A 17,569-nucleotide genomic window follows, 5' to 3' on the forward strand; every position below is an offset into this window, starting at 1 on the left:
AGACATGGCACATCTGAACGCCTTCACCTGTAAAAGAGCTTTGAGGACCGCATGACTGCCGGCGGCACACTATCGTCTTTGGGCGGAACGCCAGAGCAATCGGCGGTCAAGACGGATCGACGCAGAGTGCTGGCGCTGCCGGGCATCGTGATTGTCGTCTGTGCTCTTTTGAGTGCGATTGTTTCGTTTGTTATCCTGATGGGGCTCACGCCCATTGCGCCGCGAAACGAGGTCGTTCTTACGGCGGTTATCGTCAATCTCGCCTTTGTGCTTGGCCTCATCGGGCTGATCATAAGGGAGATTGCGAATATCCTGGCGGCGCGCCGCCGGGGACGCGCTGCCTCGCGGCTTCATGTGCGCATTATCGGCCTCTTCAGTGTCGTGGCGATCCTGCCGGCAATCCTCGTCGCGATTGTCGCCAGCATCACGCTTGATATCGGCCTGGACCGTTGGTTCTCGATCCGCACGAAGGAAATCGTGAATTCCTCGTTGAGCGTTGCTCAGGCTTATATGAACGAGAACGCGCGCTACCTGCAAGGCCAGACCGTGTCGATGGCCAATGACCTGGATGCGGCGCGGACGCTCTACAGTCTGGATCGAACCGGTTTCAACGTACTGGTCACGCGTCAGGCCATTGGCCGGGGGCTCCTGGCGGCAAGTGTGGTTCGTGCAGATGGAAGCGTGATCGTTGGCGCCGATATCGAGACAGACAATCCGCTCCCTGGCGTCCCGAGGGCAGCAATCGAAGTCGCAGCGGAAGGTGAACCGGCTCTTATTCCACCTGGGGTTACCAACCTCGTCGGCGCGGTGATCAAACTGCAGAATATACCGGACGCCTTCTTGTACACGATCCGCGCTGTTGATCCCTCGGTGATCCGGTCCATGCGTCTCGTTGAGGAAAATACCGAGGAATACCAGGCGCTGGAAAGAGACCGGCGACCGATCCAGTTGGCATTCGGCATTCTATATCTTGGCTTTGCACTGATTGTGCTTTTGTCGGCGATCTGGACTGCGATTGCGGTGGCGGACCGTATCGTGCGACCGATACGGCAGCTGATTGGTGCCGCGGACGATGTTGCGAGTGGGGATTTGGATGTCGCCGTTCCGGTCAAGGCATCTGATGGTGACGTCGGAAATTTATCCAAAACCTTCAATAATATGATCGAGGAACTTAAAGTTCAGCGCGATGAAATTATTTCTGCTCGTGACGAAATGGATGAACGCAGACGCTTTACCGAGGCGGTTCTTTCGGGCGTGACCGCGGGTGTGATAGGCGTGCATGATGACGGGCTGATTTCCATCGCGAACCGCTCTGCCGAGATCATGCTTGGAACGGAGCCCGGAAAACTCGTTGGTTGCCTGCTGGCGGATATTGCGCCGGAGATCTCTCCCGTCCTGGAGAGCGCGTCGATCTGGCAGCGTAGCGAGTATCGCAGCCAGGTGACGATCATGCGCGACGGGCAGGAGCGCACGCTGAATGTACAGGCAACACGTGAAGGGCCTCATCAGGGCCTTGAATCCTACGTGATCACGCTTGACGACATTACCGACCTGGTGATCGCGCAACGCTCCACGGCATGGGCAGAGGTCGCGAGGCGTATTGCACACGAAATCAAGAACCCGCTGACTCCCATTCAGCTGTCCGCCGAGAGAATCAGGCGGCGTTACGGACGGCAGATTGAAGATGGTGACCGGGCTGTTTTCGATCAATGTACCGATACGATCGTACGCCAGGTTGAAGACATCGGCCGCATGGTCGATGAGTTTTCTGCCTTTGCACGGATGCCGAAACCGGCGAAGGAAGAGCACGATCTGCGAGACATTCTCAAGGACGCCATATTCCTGCGCGAAGTCAGCCGTAACGACATCGAGTTCATTCGCGAATTTGGTGAGGAGCCGCTGACCGGTTTCTTTGACGAGCGCATGCTTGGTCAGGCCTTCGGCAATCTTATCAAGAATGCCAGTGAGGCGATCGATGCGGTCGGAACGGATCAGACGCGAGACGGCCGCCGGGTACTGGTAAAAGCCAGCCGGGCGACAGACGGGACGCTGCAGGTGGACGTCATCGACAATGGCAAGGGGCTACCAGTGGAAAACAGAAACCGCATTTTCGAGCCTTACATGACGATGCGGGACAAGGGGACCGGGTTAGGCTTGGCCATCGTGAAGAAAATCATCGATGAGCATGGCGGTGTCCTCGAACTCTACGATGCGCCACGCGATTTTGATCAAAATGGCGGTGCCATGATCCGCGTGAAACTGCCGGCAGGTCCGGAAAATTCAGACTCAAACCCGATGGGAGAGATACGAGCAGATGGCGTCTGACATTCTGGTTGTTGATGACGAGGAAGATATCCGAGAGCTTGTTTCAGGTATCTTGTCCGATGAGGGTCACGAGACGCGTACCGCGGGCGACAGTGAGAGCGCGCTGCTTTCCATTGCCGAACGTGTGCCGCGTCTCGTTTTTCTTGATATCTGGTTACAAGGCAGCAAGCTCGACGGGCTTGCGCTGCTTGACGAGATCAAGACACGCCACCCGCAATTGCCTGTCGTCATGATTTCTGGGCACGGCAATATCGAAACCGCCGTCTCGGCGATACGTCGCGGCGCCTATGACTTTATCGAGAAGCCGTTCAAGGCCGACCGTCTGGTTCTGGTTGCGGAAAGAGCGCTTGAGACATCCAATCTCAAACGGGAAGTGGATGAACTGAAACGTCGCTCCGGGGATCCGATGGATCTGACGGGAACATCCGTTGCCATTTCACAGCTACGCCAGCTCATCGAGAAAGTGGCGCCGACAAACAGCCGGGTCATGATCCTCGGGCCCTCGGGCGCGGGCAAGGAACTGGTTGCCCGGCTCATTCACGGTCAATCCACCCGCAAGGACGGTCCGTTTGTTGCCCTCAATGCGGCCGCGATCACGCCCGACAGGATGGAGGTCGCCCTTTTTGGCACCGAGGCAGCCAATGGACAGGAACGTAAGATCGGCGCGCTGGAAGAGGCCCATGGGGGTATCCTTTATCTTGATGAAATCGCCGACATGCCGAAGGGAACTCAAAACAAGATCCTTCGAGTGCTGGTTGACCAGCAATTCGAACGGGTTGGCGGCTCCAAACGGGTGCGCGTTGATATCCGTGTGATTTCGTCCACGTCGCGAAACCTTGAGCACCTTATTTCGGAGGGCAACTTCCGCGAGGACCTTTACCATCGGCTGGCGGTTGTGCCGGTTCGCGTTCCCTCGCTTGCGGAACGCCGGGAGGATATCCCGTTTCTTGTCGATCAATTCATGAAGCAGATCAGCGAACATGTGGGTATCAACGCGCGGCCGATCGGCGATGACGCCATGGCGGTGCTGCAGGCCCATGATTGGCCGGGCAATATCCGTCAGCTTCGGAACAATATCGAACGGCTGATGATCCTTACAAGGGGCGATTCATCAAGCGCTCCCATAAGTGCCGATATGCTTCCCAAGGAAATTGGCGAGATGTTGCCCAATGTGGGCAATGAGGACCAAAGCCACGTCATGACTTTGCCCTTGCGGGAAGCGAGGGAGTTGTTTGAAAGGGAATATCTGGTCGCGCAGATTAACCGTTTCGGCGGAAACATTTCCAAAACCGCAGAATTCGTCGGTATGGAACGGTCTGCTTTGCATAGAAAGCTGAAAACGCTTGGTCTATAAGACTAGCCGAGGGGACGCACTTCCGGATCCGGGGTTGCGTTCGCAAGAAGCGTTTAGGGGCCGTACCGGATGAAAGTCATCATATGCGGGGCAGGGCGCGTCGGCTACGGTATTGCCGAACGGCTTTCAACCGAGGAAAACGACGTATCGGTCATCGATACATCCCCGTCTCTGATCCATGCGATTCGCGAGTCACTGGATGTGCGGGGGTATGTGGGCCATGGCGCTCATCCTGAGGTTCTTGCCCAGGCCGGAGCCGATCAGGCGGATATGATTATCGCGGTGACGCTCTATGACGAGGTCAACATGGTGGCCTGTCAGGTTGCCCATTCCCTGTTCAACGTGCCGACCAAGATTGCCCGCATTCGTGCCCAGAGCTACCTCGCCTCCCACTATTCAGATCTGTTCTCGCGCGAACACATGCCCATTGACGTGATCATCTCACCGGAAATCGAGGTGGGACAAATGGTGCTGCGGCGGATTGCATTGCCGGGCGCAAATGATGCGGTGCGGTTTTCTGACGATCTGATCACCATGGTGGCGATCGAATGTCTTGAGGATTGTCCGGTCGTCAACACACCGCTTGAGCAGCTCAGCGATCTCTTTCCTGATCTGACCGCGACCGTTGTCGGTGTGTGGCGCGACGGGCACCTGATTGTGCCGCGCTCAAGTGACCAGCTTGTTACCGGCGACCTTGCCTATGTGATCTGCGACCGCAGTCATGTCCGGCGTACGCTGGGCCTTTTCGGTCATGAAGAGCCCGAGGCAACGCGGATCGTGATCTCCGGCGGGGGCAATATCGGCTTCTTTGTTGCCAAGACGATTGAAGAGCGGCAGGCCCGCACAAAGGTCAAGATCATCGAAAACGATCGCGACCGGGCCGTCAGGATTGCCGACGATCTCAATCGCACTGTCGTTCTCAACGGGTCGTCTCTCGATCAGCAGATATTGGTGGAGGCCGATATACAGGATGCTGACCTGATGGTCGCGCTCACCAATGATGACCAGGTCAATATCTTATCCAGCGTCATGGCAAAACGGCTCGGATGCAAATCGAACCTCGCGCTGATCAACAGCCCCGCATTTCTCGATTTCACGCGGACTTTGGGCATTGATGCGCATGTCAGCCCGCGCGCGGTTACGATATCGCGGATTCTGCAACATGTGCGCCGCGGCCGTATCCTTGCTGTTCACAGCGTCCAGCAGGGCGCGGCAGAGGTTGTCGAAGCTCAGGCTCTGGAAACCTCGCCGATCGTGGGCAAGGAGTTGCGCGAACTGGACCTGCCGCATGGCATACGTCTCGGCGCGCTTTATCGTGACGGGCAGGTCATGCGACCGGATGGAGACAGCAAGATCAAAACCGGCGATCGCGTTGTGCTGCTGGCAAGGGCTGAGGCGGTGCGCCACGTCGAACAACTGTTCCGGGTCAGCCTTGAATTCTTTTGAGAAACCGGGGTCGGGCTAACGCATGAGCGCGGTTCTATTCCTCATAACCCTGGCGGTTTCCGGTCTGCTCGTGCTCCTGTTGCCGGCGGTGCTGATCGCATTTGCCCATTCCGAGATCGAACTGGCAACGAATATGCTCCTGCTCTTTGCGGTTGGCAGTTTTGTTGCGGTTTCGGCTACCACGGCACTTTCCGGACGTATCAAGGAAACCGAAAGAGCATTTACCTATCTGGCCCTGGTGGGTGTCTGGGTCATTACGCCTTTTATCGCCGGCACGTTCTACACCGTGCTGAGCGACCTTTCCCTCATGCAGGGCTGGTTTGAAGCTGTCGGCGCGCTGACAACCTCCGGTGCTTCGGTCCTGCAGCGCAGCGAAACACCGGTCGGTCTCCTTTTCTGGCGCAGCGCTACTGAATGGTATGGGGGATTCCTGGCGCTGGCCTCGATTGTTCACGTCCTGGCGCCTGCGGGTTTTGGAGGTCTGCAGGGCGCTGGCAGCCGGTTGTTATCGGGCGGATCTGAAAACTCGCTGTTCAAGGTCCAGACCTACCGGACGCTGGCGCTGCAATACACATTGATTACAGGGCTCATCTATCTTGGTCTCATGCTCTTTGGCGTGGCGCCGCTTAACGCGATGATGCTGGGGATGATTTCTGCGGCGACCGGTGGCTTCGTCCCATTCAGCGGGCCACTCGAGGAGACGATAGGTCAGGGTGCAACGACCGTCATGGCGCTTGGTCTTTGTCTTGGGACCTTAAGTGTTTTCTGGCGACGCCAGATTCTGAGGCGGCCGAAACACGTATTTCAAAACAATCTGGAGGTGAAGATTGTTGTCGCTGTCATTGCTGCATTGACGATTGCCTACGCAGTGCGCATTGCGGATGTATCGGGCAGCGCGGCCGGCAATAAACTTCTTTCAGCGCTTCAGGAGGGTTTTTTCACCGCGTCATCACTTGTTGCAACCAGCGGAATCGAGACGCGCCCGGGAGTTATTGCGCTGCTGCCGAATATTGTGGTGCTTGCGGTCATCTTCGTCGGGGCGGGGGTCTATTCGACCTCCGGCGGGGTTAAGGTGTTCCGCATCGGGGCGATGTGGGTTTATACCGTTGCGGAACTTAACCGGCTGATTTTTCCGAACAGCGTCGACCGCCACAAGTTCGGCGACCTCGTGATTGGGCGCGGGTCGATCCAGGCAATCTGGACCTATTTTATCATCGCAATTCTTGTCATCGGTCTCGGCGCCTCACTGCTTGCCTTGTCGGGCACAGGCTTTGAGGCCGCCATTGTGATGTCGGTTTCGTTTTTCTCCAATGCCAGCCCGGTTTACGACGCCCTGCGTCCATTGGGAGATGAAAGCGTGACGGCCAGTTGGCCCGGATTCCGCGCCCTACCGCATCAGGCAACATACCTCCTTTCAATCATCATAATGACCATCGGGCGGCTCGAAGTACTTGTGATCTTTGCCGTTCTTAATATTCGATATTGGTACAACCGCTAATTTATCGAACGATCAAAAATCAACCAGAACGAATTGCCGCACGCATTTTACATTGCGGAATTTGCGGCGATTTGATAACCACCAATGGTGTGTTGTCGAAAGACGGGCTACTGCCTCGGAGAGTAAGGTTCCGCGATGGATTTGCGGTACAGCCGAAAAAAAGAAAAAACCGGTAAGGACAAGGAAGACTGGCGCAATGGCGGAGCGTTCCCAGAATTTGCAGGATCAATTTCTTAATACTGTTAGAAAACAAAAGGTACCGCTCACGATATTCCTGATCAATGGTGTGAAGTTGACGGGTGTGGTCACGTCATTCGACAATTTCTGCGTCCTTTTGCGTCGCGATGGTCACTCGCAGCTTGTTTACAAGCACGCGATTTCCACCATTATGCCGGGGCAACCGATACAGATGTTTGAGGGCGAAGAGCCAAGCCGTGAAGGCTGATCAAAACAAACACGCAATAGGAATCCAGCACAGCGATGAGCGCGACGGGCGAGGGGATACGACCCGCGCTTTGGTGATTGTACCCGTGCTGAAATCTTCTTCCGGCAAGGCCGCCGGTGACGAGATGTCGCGGCTGTCGCGGGGTGGTGACACGCGCCTTGCAGAAGCCGTTGGCCTTGCGGAAGCGATCGATCTCGAGGTCGCACATGCCGGCGTCATAGCCCTTAACAGCGTTCGTCCTGCAACGCTGATCGGTACAGGCAAGGTTGATGAGATTGCCGGTCTGCTCATCAGCCTGGATGCTGGTCTGGTGGTGGTTGATCATCCGCTGACGCCTGTCCAACAGCGCAATCTTGAGAAAGCCTGGAAAGCAAAGGTCATCGACCGGACCGGTCTTATTCTGGAAATCTTCGGCCGACGGGCCTCAACCCGGGAGGGGGTTCTTCAGGTTGAACTGGCGCACCTGAATTACCAGAAGGGTCGGCTCGTGCGCAGTTGGACGCACCTTGAGCGCCAGCGCGGCGGAGCCGGTTTCATGGGTGGTCCGGGCGAGACGCAGATCGAAGCCGATCGGCGTATTCTTCAGGAAAAGATTGTCCGCCTTGAGCGCGAACTTGAACAGGTGCGCAGAACAAGGCATCTGCACCGGTCCAAACGCAAGAAGGTTCCCCACCCGGTGGTTGCATTGGTCGGCTACACGAATGCCGGCAAGTCAACACTTTTCAACCGTATCACCGGTGCCGACGTGCTTGCGGAAGACATGCTGTTTGCGACGCTGGATCCGACGCTCAGACGTATGTCGCTGCCCCACGGCCGAATGGTGATCCTGTCGGATACCGTTGGCTTCATTTCAGACCTTCCGACCCATCTTGTGGCTGCCTTTCGGGCAACGCTTGAAGAGGTGCTGGAGGCCGATCTGATCCTGCATGTCCGCGATATGGCGGACCCGGATAATCAGGTCCACAGCGCGGATGTGATGCGAATCCTGGATGAGCTGGGCGTAAACAGGCCGGGAGAACGCTCAACCGACATTATTGAGGTTTGGAACAAGATCGATCTGCTCGCCGAAGCCGATATTGAAGCCATGGAGCGCAGTGCGGAAACGGGGGTCAAGGTAGCCGCTGTGTCTGCCGAGACGGGCAGGGGTATTGACGGTCTGTTGTCGCTTATAGAGGAAACCCTATCCGGCACGGTGACGTTGAAATCAATCGAGCTGGCGTCGGGCGAACTGTCCCACATGGCGTGGCTTTATGACCACGCGCAAGTGCGGGGCCGGACTGACAATGAAGACGGAAGTGTCAGCCTGGATATTGAAATAACCGAATATGACCTGGCGGAGTTTGAGCGGCGCAAAGCCGCCGGCAAATAATGTGCGGCGCTAGAGTCTCTTGGCTTCGTTCCAGAGTTCTTCCATTTCCTCGAGTGTTGCATCAGCCGGCTCTGTGCCCCGACGTGCCAACTCCGTTTCAATGTGGGAAAATCGTTTTCTGAACTTTGAATTCGTTCCGCGCAAGGCCATTTCCGGTTCAGCATCGACATGCCTGCCAAGATTGACGAAGGCGAAAAGCAGATCTCCGAACTCGTCGCGGACACGTTCCCTATCGCCTTCGGCGAGGGCGTCCTTCAACTCGGACAATTCTTCTTCGATTTTATCCAGCACGGGCGCTGCTTCTTTCCAGTCAAATCCGACACGCGCCGCCTTCTGTTGCAGCTTGAGAGCCTCGGACAATGCCGGTTGTGCATGTGGAACACCATCAAGCAGGCCTGGCCGCCCGGTTTCTTCAATGCCGCGCGCACGGCGCCGTTCCAAGCGCTCCGCCTTCTCCAGAGCCTTGATCTCTTCCCATTGCAGTTTCACGCCTTCCGGTGTGTCTTCCGTTGAGTTCGCAAATACGTGTGGATGACGTCGGATCATCTTCAGGGTGATGGCGTGAACCACATCGCCAAAGTCGAATTCGCCAAGCTCTTCGGCCATGCGCGCATGGAAAACGACCTGGAGAAGCAGGTCACCAAGCTCGTCGCAAAGGTCATCGAGATCGTTTCGTTCAATGGCGTCAGCGACCTCGTAGGCCTCTTCGATCGTGTAAGGCTTGATCGTTGCGAAACTCTGCTTGACGTCCCAGGGGCAGCCCGTCTGCGGGTCCCGCAAGGCGGCCATGATGTCAAGAAGACGGCGGATGTCTTTTGAAGCTTCCATAACGCTCACTGTAGACCTTTCGTTCGGACAGAGTGGCATACAATTCGGCGAGTGGAGCAGAATCCACAGCAGAATCCTTTCAATCGCGTTGGCCCTTCAGGAACTGGGCATATTGTCCACGAATTGCCGTCGAACGAGTACATGCCGCTGATTTTTCTGATGACAAATAGGCACGCTTGCGGATGATCAAAGGATTTGAACTGGAACCCGAGGTCGCGGTCACGATGTGACCTCGACCTGGCGGTCAGCGGCTCAGAAGCAGGCGCAGTCCGAGGGCGCTCAAAACAAGACTGGCTATCCGGTCGAGATAGACCTTAGCCCTCAGATAGGTGTTTCGTGCTGCCGGTGTGCTCATTGCAACAGCAACAGCACTGTAGAAACAGAGTTCCACCATCAGGTGATTGAAAACAACGGCAGCGTTTTCAATCAGTGTCATGTGCTTCGGGAAAATTACGACAAGCACGGCTGCCGCGAAAAGCACCGATTTGGGATTGAAGGCGTTGACCAGAAAGCCTTGCCTGAAGGCGTTTCTGGACGGTGCCGTCTGCGCTTCTATTTTGTCCCTTGCCCCTTTCCACATCACCAGGGCGATGTAGAGGAGATAAGCTGCGCCGAGGATTTTCATCGCCACATAAGCCCAGGGCATGATCTTGAAAATCGTTTCGAGCCCGAGCAAAGCCATCATGGTCCATAGGGAAGCCATCAAACCAAGGCCGATGCCGACGGCTATGCCGGCGCTGCGACCGGACCTGAGTGTGGTTTGAATCGATAGCAACAGGGCAGGGCCCGGGCTGACAATGGCGGCGAAAAGCGCAATGTTGAATGCCAGCAAATGTTCGATGGTCATGGAACGAAATCCTCCGGCGCCTGTTATGTTTTCTCATAAAGCCTGTGGCTGTCTGCAGCAGTCAAATCAAGGCCATAGGCATGCTGCATCTGCCGAATGAAATCCAGTGATTGTTCGTTAAAGGGCTGTTTTCCTTCAAAGCTGTGCAATACGATGCCTTCGAGCAGGTCACCCAAGCCGATGCCTTTGTGCGCTGCGACGGCTTTCAGGATCTGCAGGATACGCCTTTCTATTCGCACACCGGTCTGAACGCGTTCGACTGTCTTTTGGACTGGGGACATTTCATCTCTCCACCGGAAAGGTGTTTCGTGTTATTTGGTACCATGGTACCAACGACCTATTTGATCGCAAGGGAAAACCAGCATGGCCGGCGAGAATTATCTGGGGAGGGGGATCGGCGGCTTGTCCGGAAATACCGGAGGCATCGTATGGGGCCTGCTGGCGGCGGGGCTGTTTTCAGCAGTTGCCGCCATGGCCAAGATCGCGGTGCACGAATATCATGTGCTGCAAATCCTGTTTTTTCGCCAAGCGCTTATTTTCGTCTTTTCATTGCCGTCAATTGCACGGTCGTTTCCCTCCAGCCTGAAAACATCGCGGCCGGGAATTCATGCGATACGGCTGAGCGGCGCCTTCGTTGCCTTGTCATGCGGGATCTGGGCCGTGGCGGTGCTGCCACTGACAACGGCGACCACGATTACTTTTGCGCAGGTGTTCTTCGTCGTGTTGTTTGCGTTGATCTTCCTGAAGGAGCCGGTTGGCCCCCATCGGATCATCGCAGTCATTGTCGGCTTCCTTGGCGTCCTGATCGCCATGCGGCCGGGGGCGGGCGGCTTTACAAGCCTTGCCGGCCTTATACCTCTTGCCAGTGCCCTTGGTGCGGCGGTGGCCGTTGTATCGGTGCGTAAGCTCTCACAGACCGAATCCACGGCAACCCTTTTGCTCTATCAGGCGCTGTTTGTCGGCGTATTGGCCGGTGTGCCGCTTTTCTGGCTGTGGGTCACGCCGGATTTTTACGGCTGGGTTCTGCTCATCTCAATGGGTGTTCTTGCGACACTTGGGCAATGGGTGGGCGTGCAGGCACTTCGGTCGGGTGAAGCCAGCGTTGTCGGCAATATGGAATACACCAAGCTTGTCTATGCAGCCGTTTTCGGATTCATCCTGTTCAGCGAGATACCGGATCTGCACACCATAGCCGGAGCCTGCGTTATCCTGGCATCCTCGGCTTACATCTTTCACCGGGAACGTGCGCAATCGCGGCGCCACCGGTCATGAGAGCATGGCGGTTCAAAGACGGACACCGGTGAGTTTTATCGTCGACCAACAACGGTTTTCCCGATCGCATGCATTCCAGAGCTGTTTGCGGTCTGCGATGGCTTTTCGCCATGTTTTTCGGAATAGAGTTTTGAGAATCGACCCAAGTTGGAAAAACCCCACTTAAATGCGCATTCGGTTACCGAGCAGGCTCCGTCTTGAAGGTCGGAATAGGCATTGTCCAATCTGATGTCCCGTAAAACTGACATTGGCGTCGCGTTTCGATATCGACGGAAGCCCGCAAATAACGCACGCTCACCACAGTTCGTATGCTGGGCAAGCGTTTCAACGGTTATGGGTTGATCCGCGTGGGCACGCATATACTCTTCGGCGAGACTAACGCGTCTTAAGGCGACGTCGTTTCCTATCGGCAAATGCCGATCAGCATAGTTATGTTGCAGACTGGATAGTATTATCGATACCGCAGTCTCATTGAGATTTGTCGCAATAAGAGGATTGTTCAGAACTTCCGGGGTTTCCGTAATCAGCGATTTGAAGTGATCAATCAAGCTGAGTATCGGTTTGGCTCTGGCCGAGTTCAGATCCAGCAGGGGCGAGAAGGTCAATGCATCGTTCAGCTCATTGTCATACATTGTTTTGACCCGGTGCTGCAGAAGATCGCAAGGGACCGAAAAGTTGATGACGGTATTGCTGTCTGAGCAAACGGTTTGTGTTCCGGCCTGCCAACAAAAAACCCTCGCTTCATCAATGCGAGGGTCTATCGTGCCTAAATCCGGATCAAATGTTTTCGCGTGTCCTTCAAGTGAAATACTGAGACAGAATGTGTTGTGGTCGTCCAAGGCGGTGCCCACAACCGGGGAGCCCCAGTTTACGCAATTCAGCGTCACGTTCGCGCCTGTAAAACCAGCGAATTCGGAACGCGCATCCCGTCCTCTTACGGCCGTAGGTTTGGCGCTGTAGGCTCCTATTCTCTGAGAAATGCCGTCGCCGATCATTTCGACTGTGCCGGAGAGGATTGAGCTGTATCGTTTTCTGAATTTTTCGAATGATTGTAACGTAAAGCTCAAAACAGAGGCCTTTGCTCTTGGGGGCAAAACCGGCCGCGGGAAGTTCTATGGCTTCAGAAGTAGATGATTCGCCGCGTCACGGGCAGTATTGTCCATCCACATGTTGTTGTGAAGGTTACAGCTGGAGTCTTGCGGACAGCAGTCCGTAGAATGCTATTTTGTACTTGGAATTGTTGCTCAGCCCTTTGGCCTGAATGGCTCAATCACCTCGACATCAACCGTCTTGATGCGGGCGAAGCGCTCGCTCGGATCATCCACCACCAGCCAAGTGTGTCTTGTCTTCGCGGTCATCTCGGTCTGATCCGGCAAAATGCCATTCCAATCGAAAGTCATGGAAACCCTGTATTCATTGTCACCAACGCTCTCCTGGGAGAAGTCGCTGATCTTGTGTGTGCTGGCGACAACGGCTGATGCCGGACCGGTCAGCCAGGCTTTGAAGCCGTCAAAGTCGGTGATCGCGCCGCTGGAGAAATTCAGGCTGAAGTCGTCGGCAAGAATTTCTTTCACGGGTTCCGGATTGCGGGACGGATCCTCAATAAGCGCCAGCCAGTAGTGCACAAGGCTGCGCATCCGGTTGTTGCCGTATTCGGAAACGAACTCCGCGGCGGTGCCATCACTGTCCTGCACGATCTCTATGGATGTGAATTTCGGCAGAACCGTATCTGTTGGTGCGAGTGTGGTTGTATAGGAGAGTTCGGCCGAGCGCACGCCTCCGTCTTCCAGTACGCCCTTGTTCAGATAGGTAATGGTTGCCATCAAATTGACCGACCCGTCCTCGCCGATCGTCATATCGGTTGATTTGACGTCATGGGCGTTTTGCCAGCTGGCGGGAATCTGCCTTACACGTTCCGCATATTGCTCATGGCCGGTTGCTTCGCCGAGACCCGACTTTATCGTCACATTCGTGTCGAGAATATCAAGCTGGTTGTCGATGCCGTATTTCGGCTCCTCGTAAAGAAGGTACCAACGATGCAATTGCGTGAGAGCGGCGTGCTTGTGGAAGCCGTTCTTGATCTCTTCGGTTGTCATGGTCTCCGCTCCTATGGCAGGGACTGACAGGACCAACGCCGCCACGAGAGACGTCGTAAGGATTTTGGATGTAGCGGCCATGGGATTCTCCTGGTTCGTTGTTGCTTGTATAATGAACGTTCATTCATTATACAAGCAACAGAACGCGAAATCCGGTAAAGATATGTGTCGGGCATGAGAAACAGTCATAGGATGTGACCGGGGGTTCCGATAGCTCAAACAAAAGACGAGAACAAACGCATAGCGATCCGAAATGCAGTGATCGCAGATGTCGTTGAGAACGGTCTCGATAAGGCGCCGGTCTCGCGTATTGCGAAGCGGGCAGGGGTCTCTGCCGGCACAATTTACGTGTACTACCCAAACAAGGATGAAATGCTGCAGTCCATCTATCTGGAAATCAAATCACTGTTGCACGATGCGATGATGACGGCCTCCGGCCCGGGAGCAGATAGTGCAAAACGTATACGCTCAATGTGGTTCGCGATGTTTGGGTTTATGCTCGAGAATCCTGACATGTTTGCCTTTCACGAGATCGTGGCCGCCGAGAAGCTCCTGGGCCCTGATCAATTGGAAGAGGTGGCGGGCATGGCCGGGGACATCCACGGCGTGCTGGGTGATGCGATTAACGACCGTACTTTGAAAGACATGCCAATGGATTGCGTCATTTCATTGCTCTTTGGACCTGCGGTCAACCTGGCACGCAGGATGCTGTCGGGCGGCTCGCATGACCTGCAGAAAGCTGATCTTGTATTTCGCTCTATCTGGACCGGTATCGCGCGATAGAACAGATGGCGTGGGCCAAGCTCATGACTGTTGGGAACCATGTGGAACAGGATAATCGGCCACCCATGAAGCGGCTTCCATCATCCTGATGGATAGAGGCAGGTGTTCAGAACGACATGAGGCGATTCAGTTTCGATCTGTGATCATCAGCCCGACATGTGTGCGTATGCCTGTACAACAAGATCGCATAAGATAGATTATGGAACTAATTTGTATGTGAGCTTTGGGCGGACAGCCATGCGCCAAGCCGCGCCATGGTGCTGTCGTCCAGGACAATGGCGAAGTGATCGAGATTATCCAGCACCTCAGCGTTCTTGCCCAACCGTTTGAATAGACCGGGAAATGCTTCGGCCTTGACGGCTTCGTCCTTACTGCCCACCATGATGATCGATCTTTCCGGCAGACCGGCAATGTCGGCTTCAAAATTCGGTCTGAGCGCAAAGTTTGTCATCAGCCTGTATGAATACCCAAGTGTTTCGCTTCCGTCGCGATATCGCTCAGGCAGATTGAAACGGATTGTCTCAAGGCCGTTCAGCACACGGATGCCGACTGTATTGAGCATCGAGAGCCCGATGATGCGCGGCAGCGAGATGTGTGCCCATCCGGAATCCGTGTCAGGCATTGTGGGTGCGTCCGGGCCGAGAAATGGAGCAAGACCGAAATAGCCGTGTACCAGGCCGGCGCCGACGCCGGATGCGTAGCGCATGGCGAACGCGCCGCCTGAAGAATGTCCGCCGACGACAATTTGTGCCTCAGGGTCGTTTTGACGGATGAGAGCGATGAGATCGTCCATATCGGCCTCAAGCTGTCCGATACGCTCAATGTCGCCACGTCTTTGTCCTGATCCGAGATGGCCACGGATGTTCGGAACCCAGACATCAGCTATGCCGGCGGCCGAAAGATGGCTGGCAAGCGGTGCGAGATAGCGGCCGTGGTAGGCGGAGCCGTGGACCAGAATAACTTTCAAGCGCGTGTCTGCCGGGTAATGGGCGTAGGACATCGCCTGCCCGTCCCGTGCCTTGAATATCTGCAGCTCCGGTGCTTGAGCCGTTTCACGTCCGGTCAGACGTTCGAAGTTCAAAGAGCGCGCTTCGCGCACCGATGGCGGGATTGCCGAAAGCGTCAACGCAATCAGGACATAGATGACCGGAATCAAAAGAAGCGGGATTAGCATGCGCTTAAGCATCGGCGTTATGGATTTGCGACGCTGATTGTTTCAGCGCTTATGGCTGCGCAAAGCGCGTTGGGTTCGACGCTGAAGACACTATCAGGACGTCCCGCGGCCGCCCAGACAGCCGGGTGCGCCAGCAGTCCTTCATCCATCAGAACTCGTATTGGATTGATATGGCCGATCGGCGCAACACCGCCGATGGCGAACCCGGTTTCATTGCGGACTTTTCTCGTATCGCACCGCTGAAGTGTCAGGCCGTGGGTTTCTCGGATCAAATCCAGATCGGCATTATTATTACCTGCAACAAGTAATAATATAAGTGCCCCGGTGTCGGCGTTCTCGAACACCAGCGACTTCACGATCTGCGCCACGGAACATCCGCAGGCATCGGCAGCCTCCTGGGCTGTGCGTGTGGACTGGTCCATGCGGACAATATCGATCTGAAGACCGAGCGTCCGTGCGGCGTTGCGCACCCGATCGATACTCGACAGTTTGCCCGTGCTTCCATCCGGCGTATTCACGCTTCAAGCTCCATTGCCTGTTCGATGACCATCATATCGTATCCGGGTTCCACATGGTCAGGTGTCTCCCGCATGACTGTATCGTAGTCGAGCGGGACATGCATGTGGGTGAGAATGGCCCTCCTGGGCCTCAGTCGCTCAATCCATTCAAGTGCTTCCGAGAGGGAGAAATGGCTTGGATGCGGACGATATTGCAGGGCATCTATGATGAGCACATCAAGTCCTGTCAGCCGATCCACCGTTTCTTCCGGAAAGCCGTTGACATCGCTGCAATAGGCAAGATTTCCGATGCGGAAGCCAAGGGAGATAATGTCTCCGTGCAACTGTTCAAGCGGGAGCAGGGTAAGCGGGCCCCCTTCCCCGCTGACAACAATCGGGTCCTGCGTGTTTTCAATGTCATGACCCTTGACGATCGGCGGATAATTGCTCCCGGGCGGCGACTGGAAACAATAACTGAAACCGTCGCGAAGCCGTTCCATCGTCTGCTTGTCGGCATAAACGGGCATGCGTTTCTTGCGCTCGATGACAAGGCCGCGCAGGTCGTCGATGCCGTGGAGATGATCCGCATGCGGATGGCTGTAGACGACTGCATCGAGCCTGGTGGCGCCGGCCATGGTCATCTGCGTGCGGAAATCCGGCCCTGTATCGATAACGACGGCTGTGCTGTTGCCATCCGGATCGAACTGCTCGATCAGCAAGGATGCTCTGAGGCGCCGGTTCCTGGGATTGTCCGGATCGCACGCGCCCCAGTCCCCTGTTATACGCGGGCAGCCCGGAGACGAACCACAGCCGAGAATGGTGAAACGTTGGGTGACTTTCATGACGCTGAGGCAGGCTTCGGAACTTTGGAAAACAGGCGAAAGAAGTTTTCCGTCGTCTGCTGATGGAACGTCTCCTCAGGCACATCGAGAGCCTGTGCGAGAATATTTGCCGTGTGGACGACATAGGATGGTTCGTTGCGTTGGCCGCGATGGGGCGGCGGTGCAAGATAAGGCGCATCCGTCTCCACAAGGATCCGGTCCGTCGGAAGCGTTTTGGCAATGTCGCGGAGCGCATCGGATTTCTTGAAGGCCGCGATACCGGAAAACGACACGTAACCGCCAAGGTCTATTCCCGTGCGCGCGAGCTTCTCATCGGAAGAAAAGCAGTGGAGGACGAACGGGAAGCCCCCCCTGCCCGTCTCTTCGGTCAGGATCGCAATCATATCGTCATCGGCATCGCGTGCGTGAATGATCAGTGGAAGCTGCGCGGTGCGGGCTGCGGCGATGTGATTTCTGAGGCCTGTTGCCTGCGCATCTCTCGGTGCGTTGTCATAAAAATAATCCAGCCCGGCCTCGCCGATGGCGACCGTCTTCGGATGGTCCGCAAGTCGCACAAGCTCATCCGCGGTCACATCAAGCTCTTCATCCGCGTTGTGCGGGTGGGTTCCGACGGAGCAGTAGACATTGTCATACTGTTCTGCGATCGCACGCACGCGATCGAACTTGGCGATCCTTGTGCAGATCGTCACCATCAGCTCCACACCGGCCGATTTTGCGCGCGCGATGATATCGTTGCGCTCGGCATCAAAATCCGGAAAGTCCAGATGGCAGTGACTGTCGACAAGCATGATGT

General features: G+C 55.7%; 17 protein-coding genes. 8 read left to right on the forward strand and 9 right to left on the reverse strand.

All coding sequences use genetic code 11. The features are described 5' to 3' along the window. Positions 1 to 51 precede the first annotated feature (51 nt). The 6 genes from OQ273_RS08160 to hflX all read left to right on the forward strand — a co-directional run bounded on the left by OQ273_RS08160 (position 52) and on the right by hflX (position 8,437). Positions 52 to 2,325 (forward strand): sensor histidine kinase NtrY-like, encoded by a 2,274-nt coding sequence (locus tag OQ273_RS08160; RefSeq protein WP_267989955.1) that lies wholly within the window; start codon positions 52 to 54, stop codon positions 2,323 to 2,325. After that, positions 2,315 to 3,679 (forward strand): nitrogen assimilation response regulator NtrX, encoded by a 1,365-nt coding sequence (gene ntrX / locus OQ273_RS08165; RefSeq protein WP_267989956.1) that lies wholly within the window; start codon positions 2,315 to 2,317, stop codon positions 3,677 to 3,679. Before OQ273_RS08160 ends, ntrX begins: the two co-directional genes overlap by 11 nt. Positions 3,680 to 3,748: 69 nt before the next feature. After that, positions 3,749 to 5,125 (forward strand): Trk system potassium transporter TrkA, encoded by a 1,377-nt coding sequence (gene trkA / locus OQ273_RS08170; RefSeq protein WP_267989957.1) that lies wholly within the window; start codon positions 3,749 to 3,751, stop codon positions 5,123 to 5,125. 22 nt (positions 5,126 to 5,147) lie between these two features. After that, positions 5,148 to 6,623 (forward strand): hypothetical protein, encoded by a 1,476-nt coding sequence (locus OQ273_RS08175; RefSeq protein ID WP_267989958.1) that lies wholly within the window; start codon positions 5,148 to 5,150, stop codon positions 6,621 to 6,623. A gap of 196 nt (positions 6,624 to 6,819) precedes the next feature. Beyond that, the gene (hfq, locus tag OQ273_RS08180) at positions 6,820 to 7,068 is read left to right on the forward strand and encodes an RNA chaperone Hfq (protein WP_267989959.1); all 249 of its coding nucleotides are present in this window, start codon (positions 6,820 to 6,822) and stop codon (positions 7,066 to 7,068) included. Between the two features lie 22 nt (positions 7,069 to 7,090). Then, complete coding sequence (gene hflX, locus OQ273_RS08185) at positions 7,091 to 8,437, forward strand: GTPase HflX (protein ID WP_267993060.1); 1,347 nt, start codon at positions 7,091 to 7,093, stop codon at positions 8,435 to 8,437. 9 nt (positions 8,438 to 8,446) lie between these two features. Here the strand turns inward: hflX and mazG are convergent, their stop codons facing one another. The 3 genes from mazG to OQ273_RS08200 all read right to left on the reverse strand — a co-directional run bounded on the left by mazG (position 8,447) and on the right by OQ273_RS08200 (position 10,393). Continuing rightward, positions 8,447 to 9,265 carry a nucleoside triphosphate pyrophosphohydrolase gene (gene mazG / locus OQ273_RS08190; RefSeq protein WP_267989960.1) on the reverse strand — a complete coding sequence of 273 codons (819 nt, stop codon included), beginning with the start codon at positions 9,263 to 9,265 and terminating at the stop codon, positions 8,447 to 8,449. 244 nt (positions 9,266 to 9,509) lie between these two features. Beyond that, the gene (locus tag OQ273_RS08195; protein WP_267989961.1) at positions 9,510 to 10,112 is read right to left on the reverse strand and encodes a LysE family translocator; all 603 of its coding nucleotides are present in this window, start codon (positions 10,110 to 10,112) and stop codon (positions 9,510 to 9,512) included. A 23-nt stretch (positions 10,113 to 10,135) separates the two neighbouring features. Beyond that, on the reverse strand, positions 10,136 to 10,393 hold the full coding sequence (locus tag OQ273_RS08200) for a hypothetical protein (protein ID WP_267989962.1): 258 nt from the start codon (positions 10,391 to 10,393) through the stop codon (positions 10,136 to 10,138). 82 nt (positions 10,394 to 10,475) lie between these two features. On the opposite strand from OQ273_RS08200, the gene OQ273_RS08205 reads away from it, so the two are divergent. Next, positions 10,476 to 11,384 (forward strand): DMT family transporter, encoded by a 909-nt coding sequence (locus OQ273_RS08205; RefSeq protein ID WP_267989963.1) that lies wholly within the window; start codon positions 10,476 to 10,478, stop codon positions 11,382 to 11,384. A gap of 35 nt (positions 11,385 to 11,419) precedes the next feature. Here OQ273_RS08205 and OQ273_RS08210 read toward each other — a convergent pair whose 3' ends face one another. After that, positions 11,420 to 12,451 carry a helix-turn-helix transcriptional regulator gene (locus OQ273_RS08210; RefSeq protein ID WP_267989964.1) on the reverse strand — a complete coding sequence of 344 codons (1,032 nt, stop codon included), beginning with the start codon at positions 12,449 to 12,451 and terminating at the stop codon, positions 11,420 to 11,422. Between the two features lie 177 nt (positions 12,452 to 12,628). After that, positions 12,629 to 13,561, reverse strand: coding sequence for a hypothetical protein (locus tag OQ273_RS08215; RefSeq protein WP_267989965.1), 933 nt, complete (start codon positions 13,559 to 13,561; stop codon positions 12,629 to 12,631). Positions 13,562 to 13,738: 177 nt separating this feature from the next. Between OQ273_RS08215 and OQ273_RS08220 the strand changes: the two genes are divergently transcribed. Further along, complete coding sequence (locus OQ273_RS08220) at positions 13,739 to 14,263, forward strand: TetR/AcrR family transcriptional regulator (protein WP_267989966.1); 525 nt, start codon at positions 13,739 to 13,741, stop codon at positions 14,261 to 14,263. 205 nt (positions 14,264 to 14,468) lie between these two features. Here the strand turns inward: OQ273_RS08220 and OQ273_RS08225 are convergent, their stop codons facing one another. From OQ273_RS08225 to OQ273_RS08240, 4 genes are read right to left on the reverse strand one after another with little or no spacing between them, the layout of a single operon-like run. Continuing rightward, on the reverse strand, positions 14,469 to 15,437 hold the full coding sequence (locus OQ273_RS08225; protein ID WP_267989967.1) for an alpha/beta hydrolase: 969 nt from the start codon (positions 15,435 to 15,437) through the stop codon (positions 14,469 to 14,471). Positions 15,438 to 15,454: 17 nt separating this feature from the next. After that, a complete protein-coding gene (locus tag OQ273_RS08230; protein ID WP_267989968.1) occupies positions 15,455 to 15,955 on the reverse strand; it encodes a YbaK/EbsC family protein in 501 nt (166 codons plus the stop codon). Next, positions 15,952 to 16,776, reverse strand: coding sequence for an MBL fold metallo-hydrolase (locus tag OQ273_RS08235; protein WP_267989969.1), 825 nt, complete (start codon positions 16,774 to 16,776; stop codon positions 15,952 to 15,954). Before OQ273_RS08235 ends, OQ273_RS08230 begins: the two co-directional genes overlap by 4 nt. Beyond that, entirely contained in the window at positions 16,773 to 17,564 is a 792-nt protein-coding gene (locus tag OQ273_RS08240; protein WP_267989970.1) for a TatD family hydrolase, read from the reverse strand. The genes OQ273_RS08235 and OQ273_RS08240 overlap by 4 nt, the downstream gene beginning before the upstream one ends. Positions 17,565 to 17,569: the final 5 nt, after the last annotated feature.

Source organism: Hoeflea prorocentri (assembly GCF_027944115.1).
Classification (GTDB): Bacteria; Pseudomonadota; Alphaproteobacteria; order Rhizobiales; family Rhizobiaceae; genus Hoeflea_A; species Hoeflea_A prorocentri.